General features: G+C 59.9%; 12 protein-coding genes. 2 read left to right on the top strand and 10 right to left on the bottom strand.

The features are described from left to right. Positions 1 to 201: 201 nt before the first annotated feature. The 7 genes from eprS to AC1Z1G_RS13205 form a co-directional block, all read right to left on the bottom strand. The gene (gene eprS, locus AC1Z1G_RS13235) at positions 202 to 3,186 is read right to left on the bottom strand and encodes an autotransporter serine peptidase EprS (protein ID WP_483627584.1); all 2,985 of its coding nucleotides are present in this window, start codon (positions 3,184 to 3,186) and stop codon (positions 202 to 204) included. 70 nt (positions 3,187 to 3,256) lie between these two features. Beyond that, positions 3,257 to 4,621 carry a TolC family outer membrane protein gene (locus AC1Z1G_RS13230; RefSeq protein WP_483627582.1) on the bottom strand — a complete coding sequence of 455 codons (1,365 nt, stop codon included), beginning with the start codon at positions 4,619 to 4,621 and terminating at the stop codon, positions 3,257 to 3,259. Positions 4,622 to 4,623: 2 nt separating this feature from the next. Further along, the gene (locus tag AC1Z1G_RS13225; RefSeq protein ID WP_483627580.1) at positions 4,624 to 5,955 is read right to left on the bottom strand and encodes an HlyD family type I secretion periplasmic adaptor subunit; all 1,332 of its coding nucleotides are present in this window, start codon (positions 5,953 to 5,955) and stop codon (positions 4,624 to 4,626) included. Beyond that, a complete protein-coding gene (locus tag AC1Z1G_RS13220; RefSeq protein ID WP_483627578.1) occupies positions 5,952 to 7,730 on the bottom strand; it encodes a type I secretion system permease/ATPase in 1,779 nt (592 codons plus the stop codon). Before AC1Z1G_RS13220 ends, AC1Z1G_RS13225 begins: the two co-directional genes overlap by 4 nt. 216 nt (positions 7,731 to 7,946) lie before the next feature. Further along, positions 7,947 to 8,330: an AprI/Inh family metalloprotease inhibitor gene (locus AC1Z1G_RS13215; protein WP_483627576.1), complete on the bottom strand. Its 384-nt coding sequence runs from the start codon at positions 8,328 to 8,330 to the stop codon at positions 7,947 to 7,949. A 144-nt stretch (positions 8,331 to 8,474) separates the two neighbouring features. Further along, positions 8,475 to 9,893, bottom strand: coding sequence for a serralysin family metalloprotease (locus AC1Z1G_RS13210; protein WP_483627574.1), 1,419 nt, complete (start codon positions 9,891 to 9,893; stop codon positions 8,475 to 8,477). 291 nt (positions 9,894 to 10,184) lie between these two features. After that, positions 10,185 to 11,288: a DmpA family aminopeptidase gene (locus AC1Z1G_RS13205; protein ID WP_483627572.1), complete on the bottom strand. Its 1,104-nt coding sequence runs from the start codon at positions 11,286 to 11,288 to the stop codon at positions 10,185 to 10,187. Between the two features lie 307 nt (positions 11,289 to 11,595). On the opposite strand from AC1Z1G_RS13205, the gene AC1Z1G_RS13200 reads away from it, so the two are divergent. Further along, on the top strand, positions 11,596 to 11,871 hold the full coding sequence (locus tag AC1Z1G_RS13200) for a DUF1652 domain-containing protein (protein ID WP_347906058.1): 276 nt from the start codon (positions 11,596 to 11,598) through the stop codon (positions 11,869 to 11,871). Positions 11,872 to 11,940: 69 nt separating this feature from the next. Here the strand turns inward: AC1Z1G_RS13200 and AC1Z1G_RS13195 are convergent, their stop codons facing one another. Next, a complete protein-coding gene (locus AC1Z1G_RS13195) occupies positions 11,941 to 14,004 on the bottom strand; it encodes a multicopper oxidase family protein (protein ID WP_483627571.1) in 2,064 nt (687 codons plus the stop codon). 350 nt (positions 14,005 to 14,354) lie between these two features. Next, positions 14,355 to 16,829 carry a UvrD-helicase domain-containing protein gene (locus AC1Z1G_RS13190; protein ID WP_483627570.1) on the bottom strand — a complete coding sequence of 825 codons (2,475 nt, stop codon included), beginning with the start codon at positions 16,827 to 16,829 and terminating at the stop codon, positions 14,355 to 14,357. Between the two features lie 274 nt (positions 16,830 to 17,103). On the opposite strand from AC1Z1G_RS13190, the gene AC1Z1G_RS13185 reads away from it, so the two are divergent. After that, complete coding sequence (locus AC1Z1G_RS13185; protein ID WP_483627568.1) at positions 17,104 to 17,799, top strand: pirin family protein; 696 nt, start codon at positions 17,104 to 17,106, stop codon at positions 17,797 to 17,799. Positions 17,800 to 17,881: 82 nt separating this feature from the next. On the opposite strand, the gene pgm is transcribed toward AC1Z1G_RS13185, so the two are convergent. After that, positions 17,882 to 19,528, bottom strand: a complete 1,647-nt coding sequence (pgm, locus tag AC1Z1G_RS13180) for a phosphoglucomutase (alpha-D-glucose-1,6-bisphosphate-dependent) (RefSeq protein WP_483627566.1) — start codon at positions 19,526 to 19,528, stop codon at positions 17,882 to 17,884. Positions 19,529 to 19,590: the final 62 nt, after the last annotated feature.

Below are 19,590 nucleotides of genomic sequence, written 5' to 3'. Positions count from 1 at the left end.
GCTGATTCCAATGTGTGCAGGCGTATTATTGTTGTTGCGAGACTTGCCTTCCATCCAGCTACCTTCCTTAGTTGACGTGCTTGAATCACCGCGTGCTTACGTGCACGCGTTTTGTTGTTGTGTTGCGATTCTTGCGCCTGCGCAGGGGCCCTCCCGACAACGGTTTCCCGTGTCAGCCACTGCGCAGTGGTCCTTGGTGTTTTAGAACTGCCAGTTCAGGCTCAACCCCACACCGTGGCTTTTTTCCCGACTGGCCAGTTGGCCGTTGTAGTCGAGGTTCAAGCGCACATCCTTGGCCAGCGCCACCCCCGCCCGAACGCCGACCAGCGCGGCATTGCGCACCAACGGCGCACTTTCAACCGCAAAGCCCGGGCCGCCCGTTGCGAAGGCCAGACGATCCTCCGACTGGGTAGCGCTCCAGTTGTGTTGCCAGCCCAGCGTCCCGGACAGGTCCAGTTGCTGCGCGGCGGACAGGTTGACGGTTTTCATCGCCCGCAAGCCCAAGGTACTGAGCACCGCATCGCGGTTGTCGCTGCCATTTTTCAGGGCAGCGGCATCGCCCTTCTCGGTAAACCCGTCAGTGTTCAGGTGCACATAGGCCAGGTTGGCGAACGGCTCCAGCGCAACGGCTGGCAGGTCCATGCGCCACGCGGCTTCGGTGAACAGTTGCGCGCTCTGGGCGTCGATTTTGGCTTTCTGCTTGGCACTGACAGCGCCGTAATGCAGGTCGCGTTTAACATCAGCGCGGTGCCAGCTGTAGGCGCCGCCAAGGCTCAAACGCAGCGCGCCGAGTTCGCGGCCGGCATAGGCGCCCAGGTGGTAGCTGTCGATTTCGGCGCGTGAATGGGTGTCGCTGCCCATGTTCAGCGAGGTGTCGCTGTAGCCCGCGACCAGTCCCAGACGGGTGTCTTCGTCGACACTGCCATCGACCCCGGCCAGCAAGCCGCCGATCGACGTGGTGTAGCCTGCCGTGTCGTGCGTTTCATCGGTCTTGCCCCAGGCCCCGAGCGCCTTGACCCAACCGTTGCCGCGGGACTCTGACCCCGTGAACGCGTCATGCCCAAGGCGCTCGCCCACGGCATCGCGCAGGTAACGACTGTCGTTGATCAACGCGGTCGCCAGCGCCGGGTAGATTTCCCCGGACAGTTGCTGGAAGGCTTGCTGAGCCGACGCGGCCGTTGGCGACAGCAAGAGACTTTCGTAGACGGCATTGCCCGCGCCCAATTGCTCGGCTGCCGTCGCGACGGAGCGCTGGTTCGGGGTTTGCCCGACTCTGGCGAAGGAATTGCCGTTGCGCTCCACCGCCAGTTGCACGCCGGTCGCGGAGTAATCGAGTGCGCCGCCGATAAACAGGTAGTTGGGCAAGACTTCGCCGAACTGGCCCTGAATGCCACCCGCCGCTTGCAGGATGTTGTACTGATGACCGAGCAGGCTTTGGACCTGGCCGGGGCTCAGCAGCGTCGGGCTGTTTTCCAGCGCGAGGCTGACGGTGCCGCCGCCGAGGATCGCCTTGCCAGTGGCGACGATGCGGTCGCTGCTGGTGTCGGAGAGTTCCACGGCGTAAGTCGAACCCGCCCCCAGATTCACATCGCCGTTGACCTGCAACGTGCCGATGGAATTACCCGGCGCCACGGTGCCGCCGCTGTTGGCGGTCAACGCCCCTACCCGCCCGGAACCCCCGAGGGTGCCACTGGCATTGACCGTGACCGTCGACGCCACAGTGCCATTGACCGTCAGCAAGCCGCTGTTGACCGTGGTTGCACCGCGATAGGTGTTGTCGCCCGCCAGTACCAGATGCCCGGCACCGGACTTGATCAGGCTGCCTTCATACACCCGGCTCGCAGCAGCCGCATCGCGGGCCATGCCCACGGCGTAATCCGTCTTGTCCTGTTGGCTGGCACCGGCGGCAACGCCCTGCTCCCAGCCCTTGTCCTTGAGGGTTTGTTGCCAGGCGGCGCGTTCGGCGGTGTCTTCGGTCCGGCGTTGCATCAGTGCCTTGTCCGAAATCCCGTTGCTCCACACATCACGCTGCCCCGCTGCCAGGTTGGCATCAAATGAGCCGATCAATTGCCCCGGCCCTTTCATCGCACGATTGAGGTCCGGAACACCCCAGCCGACCCGGCTGGTCGGTGAGTCGGTGATCGAACCGTCGAGCTGGGTGGCGGTGGTCAGCAGTACTTGCAAGGCCTGCTGATTGTTCATGTACGGGTAACGTTCCATCACCAGCGCCAGCGCGCCGGTTGCATGGGGAGCGGCCATCGATGTGCCGTTGTAGGTTGCGTAGCCACCGCCCGCGATGGTGCTGGTGATCTGTGCGCCAGGCGTGCTGATGCACCAGTACTTGGCGATCCCGCACTGGTTGTATTTTTGCTGGTTGTTTTTATCCAGCCCGGACACGGCCAGCCAATGCCCTTCCAGGTCCGGCTGGAAGTACGGCAGGGCCGAGCGCACGCTGGCGTTGGCATAACCGCTGTTGCCGGCGCTGAACACGTTGATCACGCCCTTGCGTGAAACATCGGCCGCCGCATCAATCCAGGTGCCCTGGTTCCAGTGCTGGGCATAGGCGGCATGCAGTCCGTCGAGGGTCTGGTAACTGACATCCTTGGGCTGGCTGCCCCAACTGTTGTTGATCGCCCGCACGCCCGCATCGGCCAGGGCGTCATACACCGCTTTGAAGTAACGCGGATCGGGGCCGGGGCCAAACAGGAAACCATCGTTCTGGTTGGTGTTGCCCACGTAGACCTGCGCGTTGTACGCCACGCCATGCATGCCGTTGCCGTCACGGGCCGCGCCCATGGTGCCGGTGACGTGGGTGCCGTGGTTGTCATTCCTGGCATTCAGGTTGCCGCTGACGCTGAACGGTGTGCCATCCACGTAGCGACCGCTGGCCGTGGCGGCGTGATAACGGTCTTTGGAGGCTTCGGGGTGACTGGGATCAAACCCCGAATCCACGGCGCCGATCTTCACCCCTTTACCGGTGATACCGGCCGCGTAGGCCTGGTTCGCCTGCATGCGGTCCAGGCCCCAGTCCTTCTGGTATTCGGCAGTGCGCCAACTGGCCGGGTCGCCCACTGTTCCGGGCTCAAGGTAAGCCGCATGGACGGCGGCTGGCAGTGCGGCCAGCACCAGTAACAACGAACCACCGGTCATGGGTTTGAACAAGTTACAACTGACATCCGTGTTCATGACTTCTCGCTTTTCTGGCGTTATTAGATTTGTAGTCCCCCGTATGGGGGCGGTGCAGCGGGTGACGCGGTTATCGATTCACGCTACGCGGGCCGAAGGCTTCATCGACCTTGGCCAGGTCGTCTTCGCGCAGGGTCCCTGCGTAGTAATGCAACTTGGTCCAGGCCATCAAATAGTCGTAGCGGGCCTGGGCCAGGTCGCGGCGCGTGGTGTACAGCTGTTGCTCGGCGTTGAGCGCATCGAGGTTGACCCGCTCGCCACCGAGAATGCTTTGCTTGGTCGACACCACCAGCGCCTCGGCCGAGGTCAGTGCTTTCTGGTAAGCCCGCAACTTGCTGACCCCCGACAGGCAGGCACTGAACTGGCGGCGCAGCTCGATCAGGGTTTCACGGGTCTTGGAGTCCAGTTCGTACTCGGCCTGCTCCATCGAACGGGCGGCCTGACGCGTCGACGCCGACACCCCGCCACCGGCATACAACGGCACACTGACTTCGATGCCGATGGTGTTGGTGTCATACCGCTGGTTGTAGGTGTTGCCGCTTTCCGATTCGTTCTGCCGCAACGTGGCATAGGCATTGACCTTGGGCAGGTGCCCGGAACGGTTGCGCTCGACTTCGTAGCGCGCCACTTCCAGCGCCTGGCGCTGCGACGCCAGGTTCGGGTTGTTGGTGAGCGCCAGTTCATGCCAGGTATCGAAGTTGGCCGGTTGCAAGGTGAACGACTGGAAGGAATCGCCCAGCGGGTCGAGGTCGGCAATGTCGATCGTCGGCACGCCAATCAGCGCACCGAGTTCACGCAAGGACGCATCCTGTTCGTCGCGCGCCTCGATCTCCTCGGCAGTCGCCAGTTCGTAGCGCGATTCGGCTTCCAGAATGTCGGTACGGGTACCCTCGCCCTGGCGGAACATGTGTTCGTTTTGCTGGAACTGCTGCTCGAAGGCTTTTTTCTTGGCCTGGGCAATGTCGATCTGATCCTGGGCGAACAACGCCTGGGTGTAATAGGTCAGCACCCGGACCAACAACTCCTGGCTTTTGCCGCGAAAGTTCTCATCGGCGAACAACGCCTGCGCCACGCCCTTGCGGTACGAGGCGTAGGCTTCGTAGTCGAACAAGGGTTGTTGCAGGGTGAACGTCGAACCGTAGCTGTCGTAGTTACGGTCCTCATGGCGTCTGCGGCGCTTCTCGTCCAGGTTCGTGACCTTGGAGTTGTTGTGGCCCTTGTTGTAGTTGTAACCGAGCCGTGGCAACAGCCCGGCGCGGCCGATGGCGCGGTTTTCAAGCCCCGCATCGCGCTCCTTGATGGCCCCCAAAAACACCGGGTCATTGCGCAGTGCTTGTTCGTAGACTTGAAACGGACCCATGGCGTGAACGGTGGAACAGGCCAGTAGTGCAACAGCGGCCCCGAGAATGGAAAGCTTGCTCATACGACGGGACATCCCTATTCCTCGGTCAATGCGGAGCCTGCCCGGTCGAGCAGAGGTTTGAACAGATAGTTGAGGAGCGAACGCTCACCGGTACGCACGAACATTTCCGCCGGCATGCCCGGCTTGATCACCAGCCCGTTGAGTTTTTCCATGGCCACGTCGCTGACGCTGCTGCGCAGGACGTAGTAAGGCGCACCGGTTTTTTCGTCGATCATTTGGTCGGCGGAAATCAGGCTGACCTCGCCCGGTACCCTTGGCGTCTTGCTCTGGTTGAACGCGGTGAAGAGGATGTCCACCGGCAAATGGCTGCCAACCTTGTCGACCAGGTTCACCGGCAGGTGCCCTTCGACTTCCAGGCGCGTGCCCTGCGGGACAATTTCCAGCAGGGTTTCGCCCGCACGGACCACCGCGCCTTCGGTGTGTACGCCAAGATTGACGGCGATGCCGTCGGCCGGGGCAACGATCTCGCTGTGTTGCAGGTCGAAACCGGCCGAGGTCAATTGCTGCTCCAGGGTCAGGCTTTTCAGTTGGGCATCCGCCAATTGGCTGCGGACTTCCTTCTGGTATTCCTCGCTGTGCTGTTGCAGCTTGAGTTTCGACTCCAGGATGCCCTGCTCCACCCGGCCGCTTTCTCCGGTGTTCTGCGCCAGTTGTTGTTGCACCTGCGACAGTTGACGCTGGTAGTCCATCAACCGGTTGCGCGGGATGTAGCCGTTGTCGGCCAACGGTTGCAGGTTGGTCAGTTGCTGGCGCAGGGATTCGCCCTGGGCGGTCAGGTCGGTGCGCGCGCGGCGCATCCCGGCCAGTTGGGCGCTGGAGCCTTCGATGTTGGCGCGCAAACCGGCCTGCTCGCGGGAGAACGCTTCACGCCGGCTGCTGAACAATTGCCGCTGACCTTCAAGTACCAACGCCAGGCGCGGGTCCGGGTCGCTGCTCAGTTCAGCCGGAAAACTCACTTGTTTGAGGTTATCGCGCTCGCTCTGCCAGCGTGCCAGGCTGGCCCAGGCCATGCGGTACTGGGCTTGCAGCGATTGCACGTCGGCCGAGACCTGGGTCTGGTCGAGACGGAACAGGGGCTGGCCCTGCACCACCGCTTGTCCTTCACGAACCAGAATCCGGCTGACCACGCCGCCGCTCATCGATTGCACCGCTTTGCGCTTGCCTGAAACCACCACGGTGCCTTGCACCGGGATGCCCTGATCGAGGGGCGCGAGGCTCGCCCACAAGAAGAAGCTGCCGGCGCCGACAATGGTCAGAATCCAGCCCAGGCGGGTGAAAAACCTTGGATCGCGCTCGGAGCGCTCCGGCGCGTAGCCGTCGAGGGTTGTCTCGCTGTTGTTGCTCATACACCAGAATTCCTTGTCGGGGCCTGATACTGACGGCTCATGCTGAGCCCGGCCGGTGCCTGTGCGGTGGCTTTTTCGCGTTGCTGTTCCTGGGCGCCAGACAGCGCCTTGAGCACTTCCTGGCTTGGGCCGAAGGCTTGCAGGCGCCCTTCGTTGAGCACCAGCAACTTATCGGCCTGGGCGAGTGCCGAAGAACGGTGAGTCACCAGAACCACACTGGTGCCCTGGGCCTTCATTTGCACAATGGCGCTGGCCAGCGCGGCCTCACCGACGGTGTCCAGGTTCGAGTTCGGTTCATCGAGCACCACCAGGCTCGGGCCGCCATACAATGCACGGGCCAATGCCACGCGCTGCTTCTGACCACCGGACAACCCGCCGCCGTCCTCGCCGAGCAAGGTGTCGTAGCCGTGGGGTAAACGCAGAATCATGTCGTGGACGCCGGCCTGTTGAGCGGCTTCGACGACTTTCTGCGGATCGGCATCGCGGAACCGCGCGATGTTTTCCGCCACGGTGCCGCTGAACAGTTCGATGTCCTGTGGCAGGTAGCCGATATAAGGACCGAGGTCATCGCGGTTCCAGCGATGGATGTCCGCACCGTCGAGCCGCACCGTACCGGCCAGGGTCGGCCAGACGCCTACCAGCACCCGCGCCAATGTCGACTTGCCGGAACCTGAGGCACCGAGTACGCCCAGCACTTCGCCGGCCCCAAGGTTGAAACTGACCATGTGCAGGGTTGCACTGCGTTGCCCCGGCGGGCCGGCGCTGACCTGTTCGAAACTGACCTGGCCCTTGGGCGCGGGCAGCGCCATGGCCGTGTCGCTCGGCGGAAATTCTTGCAGCAACGCGTCCAGGCGCCGATAGGCCAGTTTTGCGCCGCTCCACTGTTTCCACACCGCGATCAACTGATCGATCGGGCTCAGGACCCGGCCCATCAGAATCGACCCGGCGATCATCATCCCGGCGGTCATGTCACCCTTGATCACCAGCAACGCACCGAGGCCCAGCACCAGCGATTGCAGGCACAGACGCAGGGTTTTACTGAGGGAACTGATAACCGCACCCGTGTCGCTGGCCTGGTTCTGCAACCCGAGAAAACGCGAATGCACCTGGAACCAGCGTTTGCGCAACGCACCGAGCATGCCCATCGCCTGAATGGTTTCGGCGTTGTGCAGGTGGCTGGTGGCCAATTGGGTGGACTTTTGCGAGTAGCCGCCGGCTTCACCCAGCGGCTTTTTGGTCATGGCTTCATTGAGGAACGCCAGGCCGATCAACATCACCGCGCCGACGGTGGCGAACACCCCCAACCAGACGTTGAACAGGTAGATCACGAACAGGTAGACCGGAAACCACGGCGCATCGAAGAACGCGAACAGTGCAGGCCCGGTGACGAACTGACGGATGTGCGTCAAGTCCCCCAGTGACTGCCCGGCGTTGCCCTCGCCCTTGAACAGGTTGCGTTCGAACGCGGCCTGATAGACCCGCAGGTTGAAGCGGCGCTCCAACTGGCTGCCGATGCGGATCACGATGAAGCTGCGCACGATTTCCAACAGGCCGATGAACGCGAAGAACCCGACCACCATCAGTGACAGCATTGCCAGGGTGGTTTCGTTCTGCGAAGAGAGCACCCGGTCATAAACCTGGAGCATGTAAATCGAGGGCACGAGCATCAATACGTTAATCAACGCGGTGAAACAGCCGACGCTGATCAGGATGCCTTTGTAATCGCCCAGCGCCTTCAATAGCGGTGCAGTGGGAGTGGTCTTCGCCATTCTCATTGATCTTCCCTGAACTGATAGCTCGCGCACGACGGCGCGACGCCAATAACCTGCTCACCCATTGAGCAGGGCATTCTTTTAACAGTGCGACTGGCTGGCAAACGAAGAACTTTATTCCATGACGAAATAAAGTTCGGGGTCAGGGCCGGGCGGCTTAAAACAATAAACGAACCTATATAACCATTGCTGATAGCGGTTCGGTGTTGCGTGAGTTGCTTAGTGTGGCGCGCGTTGCAAAGTTATTTGCGGGTCTGCTGGGCGGGTACTTTCATAGAACCCTTCTTTTTGTCGACCCAGATGAATAATTCTTGAGCCTTCCTTGCCGGTCAGGGAAATACCGTCCGGTTCCGGGTACCAGCCGATCGGTGTTTCACCCAGCCATCCGGCGAGGCAATCGAGCTGGCCACCCAAGGTGCCGTTTTGGACGAGCTCCACCACACAGGTGGCCGGTTCAGACACAAGGTGTGCCTGCCATTGGCCCGCCAGCTCCGATGGGTCCGCTAATTTCAGGCTGCTTGCCATGGTTACATCTCCAGAAAACGTCATCAGCATGGCGAAGAACCAGGCTGGTGCCCTGTAGGTAAAGGCGTTGTGGATCATAGGTAAATTCGTTCCTGACTGTAGCCTATGCAGCGTCGCTCACGAACACGTGGCTGGCAAGGGCAAAGAGTGGCGCCTGTGCGCCACTCTCCTTTTGCATTGTCCGGCGATCCCGCGGTGTTGGCACCGCGGGAGACCTGACACTTACGCCACGATATCCGTGGTTGCTGCCTGGCCAATGGTGGTGACCAGGAAGTCCGCCACGCCATGCCCAGTGAAGTCGATAGCAAGGCTGCTGCCACCCGAGACGTTGCTCAGCACCGCGTCGCCTGCCGCACCGGTGAACGCATTCACGAAGTGCAGGCCTGCGCCTTTGGTGATGGCGCTCAGGTCGATTTTGTCCAGGCCACTGGTGAAGTCCAGGATCTGGTCAGCGGCACCCGGTTTGGAATCCGAGCTTGCGGCAAACACGAAGGTGTCCGAACCCGAACCACCCCAGAGTTTGTCCGCGCCACCGGCGCCGTAGATGATGTCGTTACCGGCACCACCCTTGAGCACGTTGGCAACACTGTTACCGATCAGCAAGTCGTTGCCCGAACCACCCGTGGCGTTCTCGATGGTCACACCCTTGGCAATGGAAACGTTGCCAATCATGCCGCCAACGTCAGAGAACGAAGCCGCGTTGAGGTTGATCTTCTGGTTTTGGGTGTAGCCGGAGAAGTCCAGGGTGTCGTTGCCGCCACCGTCCCACACCGAGAAGATCAGCTTGTCCGAGGAGGACGTTGCGCTGAGGAAATCACGACCGGCGTTGGAGTTGAACCCGTAGGTGGTGTCACCGGCACGGGTGCTCATATTGGCGCCGTAGAGCTTCTGCACGGCGGCAATATCGTCCATCAGCGGGCCGGATGAGTAAGCACCTTTGAAGTCCTGTTTGGTATTACTTTCACCCCAGTAGCTCATGACGCTGTAGCCGCGCGTGTCCTGCGCATAGACCGCGCCATTGCCATAGGTCGGGTTACCCTCGCCAGCGTTGTAATCACCAGGGTGGCCGAGACCCAGGGTATGGCCGATTTCATGGGTCAGGGTCTGACGACCGTAGTTGTTCAGGCCAGGCGTCTTGTTGACGTTGTAGCCACTGCCGGTCAGGTACCAGGATTGACCATCGTAGCCAGGCTCGGTGCCCGGCAGGAAGGCAAATGCTGCGCCACCGTTGGCACCGTCGCTGTAGTTGCCGTAGGTCATATGACCGTCGCCGCCCCTTGCCGCCTCGGTGAAGGTGACATTGACCACGTCCGCCCACGATTGCATGGAGAGAACCGCCTGAGCCTTTTGCAACGAGCTGAACTGGCTGAACGTACCCACGTTCAGCGCTTTAAACCCGGCATTCGCTGCGGTCAGGAAGGTATAGGTGAGCTCAATTTTGCCGCTGCCGTCGAGATCTGTCCAGGCAGCACCTTCACGCAGAATCTGCGTAGCTGCCTGATCAACGTCATAGGAGGATTTGCCATTGACCGTGAGATTGCCGCCCCGATCATACTGATGGCTGAAACTATCGATTTGTGACCATGCGGAACTTGGAGCAGCGATGGCCGATTCAATAGCTTTCACTTTTACTTTCGACATAAACACACTTCCTTGTTTAGCAATGGAACAGTTTTTGTCAGATAGCGACAATCTCTGGCGAGATCGTCCTATCACTCGCCCAATGAAGGCGAAAGAAAGCTGACACAATTTGAAATCAGGCGTCCACTACTTTTTTAACGACAAATTGAACTGCTCCGCAAAACGACCGTAAACAATGATCCGCCCGTCAAAATTATCTTTGTAACGCAATCCTCAAAACCGGTTGTCCGACAATTATCTATTTAAATATTAAATAACAGTACAGTTGCATTTGATTACTACGTCGCAGTTTTATATGGCTTTGCGCCAGCCTGAAACCGCGAGTGCAGAGAGTAATAAGGGGGCTGTTAAAGCAGGTACTTGGCGCCCGTCCAGAGCCGTCATGTCCTCACCCGCCAATAAAGCGTTAATGATCGCTTCTTCCACCGCTTCAGCAGCGGCACTGAACAGTGGCGAGATGTGATCGTTGTTGAGCATCTGCAGCGAAGTGCTCAGGGGCAAGTCCTTGCGGCCATAATCGGCGGGCGGCAAATCCCGATTACCGGTGGCAAATGCCAGGAAAATATCGCCACTGGAATCCTCGGTGCCGCCGCCGGTGCGGGCGATGCCGATAGAGGCACGTTGAGCCAGACGCTGGCACTGATGCGGCAACAAGGGTGCATCGGTGGCGAGCACCACCACGATAGAGCCCATCCCCGGCGTGCCATGCTCTGCAAAGGGCGAAGTTGTCGCGGTGAAGTGGCGCCCCACGGGATAGCCGTCCACCCGCAGTTCGCAGCGTTTACCGTGGTTGGCCTGAACCAGTGCGCCCACCGTGTAACCGCCCTGCTCGACCGGCAACCGGCGCGACGCGGTGCCGATGCCGCCCTTGAACTCATGGCAGATCATCCCCGTACCGCCTCCGACGGCCCCTTCGGCCACCGGGCCTGATGCGGCATTGTTAATGGCCTCAAGCACCTGTTGCGGGCCGACATGCTGACCCCAGATATCGTTGAGTACCCCGTCATAGGTCTCCATCACTACCGGCATGCACCAGTACACCGCCGGGTCGGCCAGGCTGTCGCGCTCGTGAGCCACCAAGGCATCACGGACCACCCCGATGCTGTGGGTATTGGTGATCGCCACCGGCGTGGCCAGCACACCGGCTTCGCGAATCCACTCAAGGCCCGTGGCGTCGCCATTGCCATTGAGCACGTGGCAACCGGCAAAACACGGTTGCAACCGCGCAGCGTCAGGGCGCGGCTCAATCAGGGTGACCCCGGTGCGCACAGGCTTGCCGTCAATGACGGTATTAAGCGTGCTGTGACCGACCCGAACACCCGGTACATCGGTAATGGCATTCAGTGGCCCTGGTGTTCCCAATCCCAGGCTGATGCCCAGTTCTCGTGCGCGCATGGTGCTTGCTCTCAATGTGGCCGGGGTCGGGGTCGACCGGCGAAGTGGCGACTGTAGGCCGCAAGGCACGCGCCGCCAATTCCCCTTTTGGGGTATGTGGTGGGGGCTTGGACGGTTGCCGTATCACTGCGTCGTCATTACATGTCTTGCGTCATAAAAAACGGCCAATCGCCAAACGGCCTGAAAAAAGCCCCCGGTGCCGAGCCCGTCGATGCTACTTTTAAGGCCTCAACCGGTTGGGCCAGTGAAGGCTCTTCCCTCCTAACATGAGCTAATGGAAGCGCTCGATGAAGAAGGTGGGCAACACATGAACAGGGATTCAAACAGCAAAGTCACGTTTCCAAACGCTTGCCAGTTGATGCGCTGGCACTTTCATCCGATAGGGTTTGAAGCCAGCATGGATGCACCCGGCAGCATGATTGCCCGGTTGTTTGACCGCGCCAGTGGCGAAACGCTGATTGCCATCGCCGGTATCCCGTGTGCGACCGTGATGAACGCCGCAGACGTCGAGCGAATAATCGAAGCCGTGGAAGATGAGCTTGAGGCGTTTGAACCGTCGGCCACTTTGAGTCGCGTCAGTTAACGCCTCACACCATGAAAACGCCGCTGATCCCGATCAAGGACAGCGGCGTTTTTTTAAGTTGCCAAGGCGTCAATGCCCCGCCGACTGGATGCCACCCTGCCCGTTGGGCATGCCGATACTGACGTTTTGCATCATGCCCTGATCCTCGTGATCAAGGATGTGGCAGTGCAGGACGAACTCGCCAATGTACCGTTGGTAACGGGTGTTGACGTAAATCGTATAAATGCCCTTGTCATTGGTGAATGGATCGACCTTGACCGGCCCTTTGACGAACAGGGTGTCTTTCCACACGCCTTTAAGACCCGCGTATTGATTGTCGGTGGGATCATCCGGGTCGACGGCCCCCGGCAAGCTGAGGTCCGTGCCGCTGGGCCCGATGATTTTGTCGATCTGGAAGGGATTGACGTGAATGTGGAACGGATGGCTGGCATAGGCCGACTTCAGGACCCAGGTCTGCGCGTCTCCCAGTTTCAGTTGACGGTTGACCACGCCTGACTCGTAGGGCTTGGCATCCAGCGCGGTGGTACCGACCGCAAACTTCACGTTGTTACTGTCCGACGTATCGATCAGGAATACCAGTTGCTGTTGTTCTTTGATCAGCTCAGACGCGGCAATCGTTTTGTGCGCAACAAACTTCTTCAACTGTAAACCGCTCTGAAGATCGGCAACGATCCCGCTCTTGACGTCTTCGGGCATATTTTTCTTTGCCGCCTTCACCAGCTCTTTCGTCAGGTAAGTACTGATGTTGTCGACCTTGGTCCCTTCCCCGACATCAACAAACCCCAGCAACTGGGTCTGGCTGTCGAACTGGCTGACGCCGCCCTTGGCCGTCTGTTTATTGTCGATCACGCAATACCGGCCCGGCTCGGGAAAGACCATCAGCACATCGTTGCGATACCCCGGCTGCAGCGTCAGCTGGGTATGGGGCTGCGCTCGGTCCATGGTCAACCCGTCGGAGGCGATCACATGATATTGCACCGGTTCACCGGTACATTTTTCCTCGACAAAGCGCTCGGCGACCGCCGTTGCTACACCTTCGCGCTTGTCGGTTCTGGCGCGGTCGTCGAGCTTGCGAAACTGCAGGTTCACGGTGTCCCGGATACCGGCATGTACCAACCGCCAGCGCTCGATCTGTCCGGCCCGTGCTTCAAATGTCGGCTGAACCAGGCCGTTGATGCTGGTGTAACGCTTGGAATCGTTCCAGCTGTTGGGCGCAAGCTGATCGAAGGACTCGACGACACCGATTTCCCCCGGCAGGCATGACCAGTCAAATACGGTCTTGCCATCCACGACCTTGCTCTTGAACTTGCCGTCGGCACCTTTGCAGGCGTAGGGGATCTGCTGCATCACCAACAGTTTCTCGGGGAATGCCTGATCCCTGGACACTTTGAGCAGGGTGTCGATGTCGCCATTGGAGTCCCCTGTCGGCAAGCGATCACCGCGAATAACCAGGGCCCCGGCCATGCCGCTGGCAACCTGGATGGCCGTGGAGCCGTGGCGGTGCGGGTGATACCAGAACGTACCGGCAGGATGGTCGACCGGAATGTTGTACTCGTACTGGAACGTCACTTTGGGATTGATCGACAACAGCACGTTGTCACTGTTCCCCGAAGGGCTGACCCACAACCCGTGGGAATGCAGGTTGGTCGCATTGAAGCAGCGCGGCTCGTCCGAGTCCATCTGATGCGCACCGCAGTGGCTTTCCTCCGGGAGATCATTGGCCAGCGTGACGCGTACCGTATCGCCGGGTGTCACCTCAATGGTCGGAGCGACAAAAGGCGCGTCGGGATTGACGCCGGTGCCCCGGTAGCTGCGCAGGCTGACCGGCACCTTTTGGCCAGTCCCGGGATCGAAGATCGTGCTGGCGGTGTAGTCGATGTGGAGTGTGAGCTGACGCTCGCGACCTTCGTGCGCAGACGGCTGCTGATTTTTCTGGGTTTTGATTCCCGGTCCGGCTTTCATCAGCAGGGTCGTCTGCCCGGCTGCCTGTGCCGGGACCTGCTGTTCGAGTCCTGGGGGGTTGCTGAAGCGTCGGGGCTCGTCATCAGCCAAGACCTGCGGGGCGTGGCACACCAACGCAAGGCTGGCGAGTGCGAACATGCCGCCGTGGGGTTTTCCTGATCGTGTTGTCATTGCGCTCTCCTTTGCGCCACGCACGCGTTGCGCGGCATAACGACCTGATCACGCAGGCCATGAGGCCAACGTGGGCATTGAGTCGCAGGAGATAAGCCTCCAAGGTATTGAGCCGCGTAACGCCCGACTCTGGCACAGTGCTATCCCTGCTTGCCTAACGCTAGTGCGTTATGCACGGTTTGCAATGCCGAGCCTGCTTTAGCGATGTGTGGTGCTCATCGGGGCTTAGCGGGCTTGCTCCGGACGGCGAAAGCGATCAGTCACTCAACAATGATGTTGACTGATCCACCGCTTTCGCGAGCAAGCCCGCTCCCACAGGTTGTACGCCTTAACTGACCGGAACCAGGTGTTCAGGGCTGTGTTTTTTCGCCCCGTTGATCAAGGAAAAACGCCTTGTTTTGAGGGACACGGTCTGACGCCTTTGGCATGTTGGAAGCCGACACATCCTGGCCGTCCACATACCAGTAGCAGTGCTTCACCGCCCGGGTGATGCCGACATAAGCCAAGCGCAGGATTTCGTCTTTTTGCGCACTGTCATAAGCATCGGTTTCGCCGTCCTTGCCCAGACCGGCCATGCGGTACACCTGGTTTTTGTAGGGTGAACTGGTCAGGTGCTGACAGTCGCCCAGCAGGAACACCGCATCCGCCTGAAGCCCCTTGGCGCTGTGATAGGTCAGTTGCTTGAGTCGGCGAGCCTCGTACGGCAAGCTAGAATCAACATTAACTACAGATGAAATATGCTGCTCTATCAATAACTTATCGCTACTTTTTCGATACAACATCAAGATTGAATCACCCTTTCGGTAATGCTCCATCAAGCGTGTGGCCAGCCCTTCATCGTCCCGGTCATGGACATTGACCGCAAACAACTCCTTGGCGTCGCCGCACGCCTTGGCCTTCTTGCCGCTGATGGCCGGTGCCGCGCGAACGATATGTTCAGCGGCGTCGATAATGTGCTGATGGCTGCGGTAGTTATCGCTGAGCATCACCCGTGTGGTGGTGGGAGACGCAAACTCCTTGTTGAACTCCATGAAGTACTTTGGCGAACTGCCGCGCCAGCCATAAATCGATTGCCAGTCATCGCCAACGCACAGCAGCGAAGAACGCTGGGCCCCACGGCCGACGTGCATCGCCGGTCCTCGGCTGCGAATCTCCCGCAGGCTGGCACGAATCCACGAAACGATCTGTGGTGAAACGTCCTGGAACTCGTCAATCATCAAATGCGACAAGGGCCTGAGCATTCCATCGCTGAGCAGTTTGAAATTCTCCGGCGAGTGCTCGCTGAACAACGCGAACATGCGGTTGTACGTCATGATCGGCGGCGACTGATCAAGCAGGTGGTCTTCCAGCGCTCGCCAGTAGCGACTCAGGGCCTCGAAGAAGTACCGGTCCGGATCGTCCTTGGCGAAGCTCATCCGGCCCACTGCATCCGGAACATCCAGCCCAAGGTTCTCGATGAAATTGGCCGCCGCGACAAAACAGTCCAGTAACGGTGCCGAGCCCAGCTCTCCCTTGACCTTGTAGTCGAACCCAGGCCCGGCACTCGCATCCCCTGCCAGCGAAGCAATTACACGCTTTGATGATTCGTAACTATCTAGCCAAATCAATTGCTTACGACAGAAAGCTTGAAACAGGGTGCGCTTGACTGCCCACTCGGCGCGCACCGTCAACTTTGCGTTGGGCCGGCTGGCCTGCGGGTTTTCCCGGGGGTCAAAACCCAGCACCACCCAGGCGTCCAGCGTCGGGATGTAGCCATGGCAATGGAACGTCGAGCCATTGATGTCGAAGGTCTGACGGTTAGGCTCGATACCCTTGATCGGCCAGGCACCCGCCCGAAACCACAGGTCCTCCACGGCATCGCAAAGCTCTTCGTCACGTTTGGCGGCCAACTCGGTCACAGCCATGCGTTTTTGCACGTCCGGGTGATCACGCTCCAGCTCCTTGAGTTGCAAGGCGTGACGCGACAACGGGTTGATCAACTCACGAAAGCGTTCATCACGCTGGTACAACCCGTGATAGCAGGCGTTGAGTTGCTGGCGCTGCACATCATTGATCCGCAGATCAAAGGGGTTGCTGTCAGCGCCGTCATCGCCCTGCTGCGCGCGTGCGCTCAGGTTTTCGAAGGCTTGCAAGCGTTCGAACCCCGGCAGGCTGCGGACCATCGGCAGGATGCGCGAGTGGAAGGTGCGCACCAGATCGCGGGCCTCCTTGGCGCTGACGGTACGGCCCCATACCGCAAACAGCTCGATCAGTTTATTGATGAAATCCCTGCGCGACTCGCGGGTGAACGTCACCACGGTCAGCGAGTCCAACTCGAAGCCCAGGTAGTGGGTCAGCAGCAGAATCCGCATCACCAGGGTCGTTGATTTGCCGGCCCCTGCGCCGGCAATCACCGAGGTCGAGGGTGTGTCGCTGAAGATCATCTTCCATTGCGCCGCACTCGGCTGGGCATGGGCCGGCAGCAGGCGGGCGACATCGGTCTTCATGCGCTTCTTGATTTCGGCATTGAGCGGGAGGCGCCAGTCATCGAACAGCAAGTCGTCAACGCCGGGAGCTGGGTGCTCGGTGCTGCGGCTGTCGCGAATCAGCAGGACCTGCCGACCCTCTTCAATGCCCTCGAGCTTGCCTTCCTGATAGCCATAGTCCACCCCCGCGGTATGGCCACTGCGAAAACCATCGGCTTGGCCATGCAGCCAGGACGCTCGGTGTTGTGCGCGTAAACGAGTCAGGCCATGACCAAAGAAACGAGCCGCCAGGCGTTTGAGCAACGGCATTTCGGCCAAGGGGAGCAGTTCGGGAGGAAGATCGGGGGTGTGTCGCGGCACGCGGACTCCAGGGTGTGAGGCTGTTGCGGGCTATGGTGTCTGCATTTGCCGATGAGTTCTAGTGAAATGCTTTCAGGTCATTGGCTTAAGCGATGAAGTGAAGGTTGAAACCTAGCTGTACGAGCCAACACACATCGATTTTATTGATTGTATTGCAGCATTTTTTACGCTTTTTATCGATGTAAGGCTGATAGATGATGCTCCCCATCAACCACCGGTTATCGTTCTGCGGCCCACGCGTTCTGCCCATGACGAACCTTTTGCGGAGACGATCATGCTTGAACTCAGACCTTTCAACTCCCTGGGCGGCGCTCACCATGGCTGGCTGGATGCCCATCACCACTTTTCGTTTGCCGAGTATCACGACCCACAACGCATGAACTGGGGCAACCTGCGGGTCTGGAACGATGACGTGATTGCCGCCGGCACCGGTTTCCCGAAACACCCGCACCGGGACATGGAAATCATCACCTATGTTCGTGAAGGTGCGATCAGCCATGAAGACAACCTGGGCAACAAGGGCCGCACCGAGGCCGGTGATGTCCAGGTGATGAGCGCCGGCACCGGGATCGCTCACAGCGAGTACAACCTGGAGGCCACGGCGACCAAGATCTTCCAGATCTGGATCATCCCCAACGAGGCCGGTTCGGCGCCGTCCTGGGGCGCAAAACCCTTTCCAAAGGGCCAGCGCGAAGGTTTTGTGACGCTGGCCAGTGGCAAGGCTGGCGATGATCAAAGCTTGCGGATTCGTGCCGATGCTCGCTTGGTTGCCGCCAACCTGAAAGCCGGGGAAAGTGCCGAGTACTCACTGGACAGTGGTCGCCGGGCGTACCTGGTTCCGGCCACAGGCGTCATTGAAGTCAATGGCTTACGTGCGCAAGCTCGAGACGGTGTAGCGATTGCCGATGAGCAGGTGTTGCGCGTCACGGCGATTGAGGACAGTGAAATCGTGCTGGTGGATCTGGCTTGATCGCACAGGCATAAAAAATGGCGACCGCTGGGTCGCCATTTTTTGATCAATCCGAAAGCGCCTGCCTTCAGGGAACCTTCAATCACTTCGCAGAAATAGCGCCATCCACCAGGGTCTGAGCCTCAGCCACCAGTTGCTTGAGGTGCTCGTCACTGACAAAGCTTTCCGCGTAGATCTTGTAGATGTCTTCGGTGCCCGAAGGACGCGCCGCGAACCAGCCATTCTCGGTCATGACCTTCAAACCGCCAATGGCCTGATCGTTGCCCGGTGCATGGCTGAGGATGCTCTGGATCGCTTCGCCCGCCAGTTGAGTCGACGTGACTTGATCCGGCGAGAGCTTCCCGAGCAGGGCCTTCTGTTGCGGATTGGCCTTGGCATCGACGCGGACCGAGAACGGTTCGCCCAGCTCATCGGTCAAGGCCCGATACGCCTGGCTTGGATCACGCCCGGTACGGGCCGTCATTTCCGCCGCCAACAGCGCAGGAATCAGACCGTCCTTGTCGGTACTCCAGACACTGCCATCCTTGCGCAGGAACGAAGCGCCGGCGCTCTCTTCGCCACCAAACCCCAACGAACCGTCGAACAGACCGTCGGCAAACCATTTGAAACCGACCGGTACTTCGTACAAGCGACGGCCCAGGCGTTTGGCCACACGGTCAATCAAGCCGCTGCTGACCACGGTTTTGCCCACGGCAGCATCCGCACGCCATTGCGGGCGGTTCTGGAACAGGTAATCGATCGAGACCGCCAGGTAATTGTTCGGTGCCAACAAACCACCCGATGGCGTGACGATGCCGTGGCGGTCGTGGTCCGGGTCACAGGCAAACGCCACGTCAAAACGCTCCTTGAGGCCGATCAGGCCTTGCATGGCATGGCTGGAGGACGGGTCCATGCGGATTTGGCCGTCCCAGTCGACGGACATGAAGCGGAACGTTGGGTCGACTTCGGTGTTCACCACGTCCAGGTTCAAACGGTAATGGTCGGCAATCGCCGACCAGTAGCGCACCCCTGCTCCACCCAACGGATCGACGCCCAGACGCAGGTTGGCACCGCGAATCGCGTCAAAGTCGATGACGTTGACCAGATCGGCCACATAGGTGTTGAGGTAGTCGTGACGATGGGTGGTGTCGGCCTTGAGCGCTTGCTCATACGTGATGCGCTTTACACCGGCCAGGTTGCTCGCCAGCAGCTCGTTGGCCTTGGCTTCGATCCACTTGGTGATGTGAGTATCGGCCGGGCCACCGTTGGTTGGGTTGTATTTGTAGCCACCGCTTTGCGGCGGATTGTGCGACGGCGTGATGACGATCCCGTCGGCCAGGCCCGAGGTGCGGCCACGGTTGTAGCAAAGGATTGCGTGGGAAATCGCCGGGGTCGGCGTGTACTCGTCGTTCTCGGCAATCATGACCGCCACGCCGTTGGCGGCCAGCACTTCAAGCGCACTGGCGCTCGCAGGCGTGGACAGCGCGTGGGTGTCAATGCCGACAAACAGCGGGCCGGTGATGCCCTGCGCTTCGCGGTACAGGCAGATTGCCTGGCTGATGGCCAGAACGTGCCATTCGTTGAAACTCAGATCGAACGAACTGCCTCGGTGCCCTGACGTCCCGAACGCAACGCGCTGGGTGGAGATGGCGGCATCCGGTCGGCCGGTGTAATAGGCCGTCACCAGTCGCGGGATATCGACCAACAAGGCTGCTGGTGCCGGCTTGCCCGCAAAAGGACTGAGTGTCATGCAAAACCTCTGAAAAGAGTGGTTCAGGAATTGGAACGCAGTTTACTGGCAGTTTGACCGCA

This window comes from Pseudomonas sp. JL27(2026) (assembly GCF_056933555.1).
This window is presented reverse-complemented; position numbering and strand designations above follow the sequence as displayed.

Coding starts and splice junctions, on each gene's coding strand:
- AC1Z1G_RS13210 (WP_483627574.1), bottom strand. CDS start 9,893: ATGTCGAAAGTAAAAGTGAAAGCTATTGAATCGGCCATCGCTGCTCCA.
- AC1Z1G_RS13200 (WP_347906058.1), top strand. CDS start 11,596: ATGAACAGGGATTCAAACAGCAAAGTCACGTTTCCAAACGCTTGCCAG.
- AC1Z1G_RS13185 (WP_483627568.1), top strand. CDS start 17,104: ATGCTTGAACTCAGACCTTTCAACTCCCTGGGCGGCGCTCACCATGGC.
- eprS (WP_483627584.1), bottom strand. CDS start 3,186: ATGAACACGGATGTCAGTTGTAACTTGTTCAAACCCATGACCGGTGGT.
- AC1Z1G_RS13230 (WP_483627582.1), bottom strand. CDS start 4,621: ATGTCCCGTCGTATGAGCAAGCTTTCCATTCTCGGGGCCGCTGTTGCA.
- AC1Z1G_RS13220 (WP_483627578.1), bottom strand. CDS start 7,730: ATGAGAATGGCGAAGACCACTCCCACTGCACCGCTATTGAAGGCGCTG.
- pgm (WP_483627566.1), bottom strand. CDS start 19,528: ATGACACTCAGTCCTTTTGCGGGCAAGCCGGCACCAGCAGCCTTGTTG.
- AC1Z1G_RS13225 (WP_483627580.1), bottom strand. CDS start 5,955: ATGAGCAACAACAGCGAGACAACCCTCGACGGCTACGCGCCGGAGCGC.
- AC1Z1G_RS13205 (WP_483627572.1), bottom strand. CDS start 11,288: ATGCGCGCACGAGAACTGGGCATCAGCCTGGGATTGGGAACACCAGGG.
- AC1Z1G_RS13195 (WP_483627571.1), bottom strand. CDS start 14,004: ATGACAACACGATCAGGAAAACCCCACGGCGGCATGTTCGCACTCGCC.
- AC1Z1G_RS13215 (WP_483627576.1), bottom strand. CDS start 8,330: ATGATCCACAACGCCTTTACCTACAGGGCACCAGCCTGGTTCTTCGCC.